Annotated in this window: 7 protein-coding genes; all 7 read right to left on the bottom strand. The window is 75.1% G+C overall.

Translation table 11 applies throughout. From position 1 onward, the window contains the following. Positions 1 to 509, bottom strand: a 509-nt coding sequence (locus AC0CYZ_RS11160) for a DUF222 domain-containing protein (RefSeq protein WP_472215242.1), incomplete at its 3' end; no start/stop codon positions are given. Between the two features lie 187 nt (positions 510 to 696). Then, complete coding sequence (locus tag AC0CYZ_RS11155; protein WP_472215240.1) at positions 697 to 1,326, bottom strand: helix-turn-helix domain-containing protein; 630 nt, start codon at positions 1,324 to 1,326, stop codon at positions 697 to 699. After that, positions 1,323 to 2,132, bottom strand: coding sequence for an endonuclease/exonuclease/phosphatase family protein (locus AC0CYZ_RS11150; RefSeq protein ID WP_472215238.1), 810 nt, complete (start codon positions 2,130 to 2,132; stop codon positions 1,323 to 1,325). The genes AC0CYZ_RS11155 and AC0CYZ_RS11150 overlap by 4 nt, the downstream gene beginning before the upstream one ends. Before the next feature lie 8 nt (positions 2,133 to 2,140). Beyond that, a complete protein-coding gene (locus tag AC0CYZ_RS11145; RefSeq protein WP_472215236.1) occupies positions 2,141 to 3,145 on the bottom strand; it encodes a P1 family peptidase in 1,005 nt (334 codons plus the stop codon). A 1-nt stretch (position 3,146) separates the two neighbouring features. Then, positions 3,147 to 4,373, bottom strand: a complete 1,227-nt coding sequence (locus tag AC0CYZ_RS11140) for a CaiB/BaiF CoA transferase family protein (protein ID WP_472215234.1) — start codon at positions 4,371 to 4,373, stop codon at positions 3,147 to 3,149. 93 nt (positions 4,374 to 4,466) lie between these two features. Beyond that, positions 4,467 to 5,342 carry an SRPBCC family protein gene (locus AC0CYZ_RS11135; protein WP_472215231.1) on the bottom strand — a complete coding sequence of 292 codons (876 nt, stop codon included), beginning with the start codon at positions 5,340 to 5,342 and terminating at the stop codon, positions 4,467 to 4,469. Positions 5,343 to 5,455: 113 nt separating this feature from the next. Further along, a partial coding sequence (locus AC0CYZ_RS11130; protein WP_472215229.1) for an FAD binding domain-containing protein occupies positions 5,456 to 6,274 on the bottom strand: 819 nt, incomplete at its 5' end.

Below are 6,274 nucleotides of genomic sequence, written 5' to 3'. Positions count from 1 at the left end.
CCGAGCTGCTCGAGCCCGGCCTCGGCGAGCGCCTTGTCGACCAGACGGCGCTGCTCGCCGTCGAGGTGGGAGGTCTGGCCGACGACGGTCTCGGCGAGCTGCTCTCTGATCCGCCCCGCCGCCAGCAGGGCACGGATGTTCGGCAGATCAGCAGCCAGGGTGCGCGCGACCGTGAGCCGCTTCGAGCCCTGGGTCGGTGAGACCTGGGCGGCCAGGGCGATCTCGTCGGCGATCCCGCGGCCCAGCGCCTCCGGATCGAGACGGCCTGCGGCGACCAGCTCGGCCTGCTCGGCGACCCGGGTCCGGGCGAACGCGACCATGACGGTGTGCTGCGCCGCGGCCAACGCGCTGCGCAGCTGCTCCATCACCGCGATCTGGTCCACCAGCTCGGCCCCGCCGTCCGAGGCCGCGACAGGCTCGATGTCAGCGAGCTCGCCGAGCCGGGCGAGCATCGCGGTCAGCTCCACACTGACCGTGTCACCCGCCTCGACCCCGGTGTTCGAACTCATGTGCGAAAGCTAGCGCGACCCCCCGACAGTCTCAGCTCCGCTCGACGGCGCGCGTCCGGACCCGGACTCAGTCATCGGGGTGCTACCTGCGGCGTGCGCCGGACCGCGGCACCCAGCGGCCGTCGTGCCGGACGAGCGGTGAGGGCGGAGTCCCCGGTCTGGGAGCGACGGCGTCGCAGCACCGGAACTACAGCAGGGTCGGCGCCCGCCCCGTGAGCGCGCGGCACTCCCGCGCGAGGTGCGGCTGGTCGACGTAGCCCGCGTCCGCCGCGACGGCGGCCCAGGGCGAGCCGGCCCGGCGCAACGCCAGCGCCCGCTGCAGACGCAGCACCCGCGCGAGGTGCTGCGGGCCGTAGCCGAAGCGGACCCGGCACCGGCGCTGCAGGGTGCGCGCGGACAGGCCGGTGCGGTCGGCGATCGTCGCGACCGGGGTCCCGACCGCGGCCGCCGCGAACGCGGCCGGCGCCCACGGGTCGTCGTCGTGCACGGTCGCGAGCCGGCCGCGCACCCACTCGGCCAGCAGCGGCGCGGAGCCGGCCTCGAGGCCGGCCGCGGCGTCGCGGCCGACCACGTCCGCCAGGGGCACCACCCGCCCGGTCAGTTCGTCGGCCGGGACGCCGAGCACCAGCGGGCCGAGGCCGTGGGAGAAGCGCACCCCGACGTGGCGACCGGCGCCGGCGCTCTCCCGCGCGACGGCGTCCGGCCCGGCCACCACCGCCTCGCCGTCGGGACGCACGATCACGTCCAGACATCCGTCCGGGAGGATCAACGTCGGCCCGGCGGAGTCCCGGGTCCACCAGTGCAGGCTCCTCGTCACCCGCCCACCTCCAGGTCCACGACGACCCCGAAGTGGTCCGAGGGCCAGACACCCTCGACCGGGCGGTCGCCGAACAGCGCGACCCGCCCGACCCGCACCCGCACCGTGCCCCGGTCCAGCCCGACGAGCACGTGGTCGATGCGCGCGGGTGGCGAACCGCTGGGCACGACGTAGGGGTTCGCCGGACTCCAGGTCGGCTCGTCCGGGTCCGCGGCCCAGCGCCGGGTGTTCACCAGCAGCAGCCCGGGCTCGGCGGGCGCGGTGAGGTGGCCCTCGAGCAGGCGCATCTCGTCGGAGTCGGGCTGGGCGTTGAAGTCGCCGGCCACGAGCGGGGGCAGGTCGCTCGGCGGCGCGGTCACCACGCGCCGCGCGATCACCCGGACCTGCTCGACCCGGCCGGCCGAGCCGACCAGCGACGAGTCCAGGTGCACGGACCAGACCGGGCACGACCCGGCCGGGGTATCGACGACCGCGCCGTGGAGCACCCGCGTCCCCGGCGCCCGCCCGGCCGGCAGTCCTTCCGTACCCGTGGCGCGGACCGGCCACCGGGCGAGCACCGCGTTCCCGATGCCGTACGACGGGTCGCCGTCGCGCCCACTCGTCCACGGCGTCGGGTCGGGGGAGGCGCCGAAGGACGCGTGCATCCCGAGGTCGGCCGCGAGCAGCGACGCGAGGTCGTCGGCGGGAGAGGACCACACCTCCTGCAGGGCGATGACGTCGGCGTCGAGGTCGCGCAGCGCGGCGAGGATCGCGGGCCGGCGCCGCTCGTGGCCGCCGAGGCGCCACCAGAGGTTCCAGGTCGCCACACGCAGCCTCATCCCGCGACCACGTCCCGGTAGCTGCGGTAGGTGCCCGCTGCCGTCGTCACGGTCTCCGCCGCGAGCACGGCGTTCCCGACGGCGCGCACGACGACGTCGGCGCCCGCGGTGAGCAGGGCCTGGAGCCCGGGGAAGTCGGGGGCCGGCCGGTCGGTGGTGGCGAGGCCGAAGAAGGTGTCGCCGTCGGTCATGCCGTGGGCCGGGCGGATCGCGCGGGCGAGCCCGTCGTGGGCGACGGCGGCGAGCTTCGTGCACTGGGCCACCGTGAGCGTCGCGTCGGTCCAGACGACGCCGATCGTGGTGTTCAGCGTCGGCGGGGCGGCCGCGGCGGCGAGGCGCGCGAGCAGCGAGGACCGGTCGTCGGGCAGGGCCGGCGGCACGGCGTCGTCGGCGGTGAGGTGCGCGGCGGACCACAGCGCGCCGGTGCGGGGGTCGACGGCCGAGCCGGCGGCGTTGACCACGCACAGCGCGGTCACCGTGTCCCCACCCAGGGTCGTCTCGCTCGCGGTGCCCACGCCGCCCTTGAGCCCGCCGACCAGTGCCCCGGTACCGGCCCCCACCACACCCTGCGGAGACGGGCCCCCCACGGCGGCCGCGAGTGCCGCCGCACCGAGCCCGGCGTCGGGACGGGCGCGGAACTCGCCGCCGCGGCCGAGGTCGAAGACGACCGCCGCCGGGACGATCGGCACCACCCATGCCCCCGTCGCTCCGCTCGCCCCTGCCTCGCCGCTGCGCGGACCCACCGGGAAGCCGATCCCCGCCTCCCCGAGGGCGTCCATGACGCCGGTGGCCGCCGCCAGCCCGTAGGCCGAGCCACCGGAGAGCACCACGGCGTGGACGCGGTCGACGAGCGTGCGCGGGTCGAGGGCGTCGGTCTCGCGGGTCCCCGGGCCGCCGCCGCGCACGTCGACGCCGGCCACGGCACCGTCGGATCCCGGGAGGACGACGGTCGTGCCGGTCAGCGCGCCGTCGCCGATCCGCTGCGCGTGCCCGACGCGCACCTCAGATCACCCCGTCCGCGGCGAGCGCGTCGATCTCGTCGGCCGTGTACCCCAGCTCGCCGTAGACCGCCCGGTTGTCCGCGCCCGGGGCCGTACCGGCGCGGCGCACGCTGCCCGGCGTCGCCTCGAACCGCGGGACGACGCCCGGGCCGAGCACGTCCTCACCGAAGCGCTCGTCGTGGTGCGGGACGAGCATGTCGCGGGCGAGGAACTGCTCGTCGTGGACCACCTCGGCGATGGTGTTGATCGGCCCGACGATGACGCCGGCCTCGTCGAGCAGGCGCCGGACCTCGTCGGCGGGACGGGCCCGGACCCAGTCGGCGACGATGCCGTCGATCTCGTCCTGGTTCTCCCCGCGGGCGACGTGGTCGACGAAGCGCGGGTCCTCGGCGAGCTCCGGGCGGCCCATCACCGCGCACAGCCGCCGGAACACCGTGTCCTGGTTGGCCGCCACGACCATCCAGAGCCCGTCGGCGGCCTGGTAGATGTTCGACGGCGCGATCCCGTCGAGCCGGGTGCCCGACGGCCGGCGGACGCGGCCGAGCTTGTCGTACTCCGGGATGCACGACTCGAGGACCGACAGGCAGGCCTCGGTGATCGCGATGTCGACGACCTGGCCCCGGCCGGTCACCGAGCGCCGGAAGAGCGCCGCGAGCACGCCCTGGACGGCGACCATCCCGGCGAGGGAGTCGCCCAGCGAGACCGCGGTGCGGGGCGGGGGCTGGTCGGGGTAGCCGTTGATGCCGCGCAGGCCGCTCATCGCCTCGGCGACCGAGGCGTAGCCGGGCAGCGACGCGTACGGGCCGGTCTGCCCGTAGCCCGAGACCCGGCCGAGGACGAGGCCCGGATTGGCCGCGGAGAGCCGGTCGTAGCCGAGGTTCCAGCGCTCGAGGGTGCCCGGGCGGAAGTTCTCGACGACGACGTCGGTGTGCTCGATCAGCTCGAGCAGCACCTCCTGGCCGCGCGCGCTGCGCAGGTCGAGGGTGATGCAGCGCTTGTTGCGCCCGAGCACGGTCCACATGAAGCGATGGCCGTGGTAATCGCCCTGGCCCCACTCGCGGACGGGGTCCGGGCGGCCGGGCGGCTCGATCTTGACGACGTCGGCGCCGTAGTCGGCGAGGATCCGTGCGGCGAACGGGCCCGCGATGATCGTGCCCATCTCGAGCACGCGCAGGCCCGCGAGGGGGCCGGCGACGGCGGTATCCGCGTCGGCAGGCGTCGTCGTCATGGTCGACATTCTCTGGGGGAAACGAGCGAAGGGCACCCTCGATCGATCGACTCGACCGGAGGTGCCCTTCGCTCAGGACCCGAGCACGACGGATCAGCGGCGCGCGAGCCGGATGATCAGGAGGATCAGCGCGAGCACGCCGACACCGGCCGCGACCGGGACGACCCGCTTCATGACGGCGCCGCCGGAGGCGTCGAGCAGGTCGATGGCCTCGGCCTGCTGGCGCTTCGGGCGTTCGGGGCTCGCCGAGCGCGGCGCCTGCGACACCGGCTGGGGACCGGCGCCCGAGGAGGGTGACCCGCCGGGCTTGGCCGCGGTGTCGCTGCCCTTGCGGGCCTCCGCGACCGTCGACGCCATCGGCGCGGCCTCGGGCGCGCCGGAGGCGGCGGAGACCGGCGACGGGGCGGCGGGCTGCGAGACCGGGGTCGCGTCCCCGGACACCGGCGCGGCGCCCGAGCTGGCGGCCGGGGCGGCGCCGTTGGAGGTGCTCGACGACTCCGACCCCGACGCGGCCGGCGCCGGCGCGTCGGCGAACTCGTCGGCGAGGCAGGAGGCGAACTGCCCGAGGATCTTGTCCCCGACGTCGGCCATGACGCCGCGACCGAACTGCGCGGGCTTTCCGGTCACCTGCATCTCGGTGAGCACCGTGACCTTGGTCTGGCCGCTGCCGGCCTCGCTCATGGTCAGCGTCGCCTTGGCCGAGGCGGTGCCGTTGCCGCGCGAGTCGCGACCCTGCGCGTCGACGACGACCTTGTGGGCGGTCTTGTCGCGCTCGACGAAGGTGCCCTTGCCCTTGTAGGTCATCGAGATCGGGCCCAGCTTCACCTTGACGGTGCCCGTGAAGTCGTCACCGTCCTGCGAGGTCAGCGCGGCGCCCGGGAAGCAGGGGGTCACCTTCTCGGGATCGTTGAGGGCGTCGTAGACGGTGTCGATGTCCACGGGGACGGTGAACGTGTTCTCCAGCTGCATAACCAACCTCCATACGGCACGAGGGACGACATGCGCGAGGCCCGTCGCCGCCCCGAGGGGCGGAGACGGGCCTCGCTGCTGTCCCAGAGGGACGAGGTACGACGGCGAGAGCGTCAGCCCGCCGCGGCCAGCACCGCCCGCCCGGTGAGCACCCGGGCGAGGTGCTCGCGGTAGTCCGAGCCGGCGTCGGCGTCCGAGGTGGGGTTGGTGCCCTCGGCGGCGGCCTGCGCGGCTGCGCGGACCGTCTCCTCGGACATCGTCTGCCCCACCAGGGCCGTCTCCACACCCCGCGCACGCACGGGTGTGCCCGCCATGTTGGTCAGGCCGATGCGCGCGTCGGTGATCGACCCGCCCTCGACCTTGACCGTGGCGGCCACCGCGACGATCGACCAGGCCTGCGCGACGCGGTTGAACTTCTCGTACCGCGCCCCCCAGCCGGTGTACTTCGGGAACCGGATGGCGGTGAGGATCTCCTGCGGGCCGATGGCCGTGGCGAAGTAGTCCTCGAAGAAGTCCGCCGCCGGGACCCGGCGCTCCCCGTTCTGGCCCTGGATGACCAGCTCGGCGTCGAGGGCGAGCGTCGGCGCCGCGAGGTCGCCCGCGGGGTCGGCGTGGGCGAGCGCCCCGCCGAGGGTCCCGCGGTGGCGGACCTGGAAGTCCGCCACCGTCTTCGTGGCCTCGCTGATCAGCTTCACGTGCTGGTTCAGCAGGTCGTCGCGGGTGACCTCGTGGTGGGTCGTCATGGACCCGACCACGATCTGGTCGCCCTCCTCGCGCACCCCGCGCAGCTCGGAGATGCCGCCGAGGTCGACCACCAGCGACGGGTCACCCATGCGCAGGCGCAGGACGGGGATGAAGCTCTGGCCACCGGCCATGAGCTTCGCGTCCTCCCCGCCGTCCACCAGTGCCTGGACCGCCTCGTCGACCGTGGT

This window comes from Actinomycetospora sp., assembly GCF_055612215.1.
The sequence above is the reverse complement of the archived record's forward strand: the minus strand, read 5'-3'. Positions and strand labels throughout refer to the sequence as shown.

Bases quoted from the DNA above. Each gene is read 5' to 3' on its own strand.
- AC0CYZ_RS11140 (WP_472215234.1), bottom strand. From the start codon at position 4,373: ATGACGACGACGCCTGCCGACGCGGATACCGCCGTCGCCGGCCCCCTC.
- AC0CYZ_RS11135 (WP_472215231.1), bottom strand. From the start codon at position 5,342: ATGCAGCTGGAGAACACGTTCACCGTCCCCGTGGACATCGACACCGTC.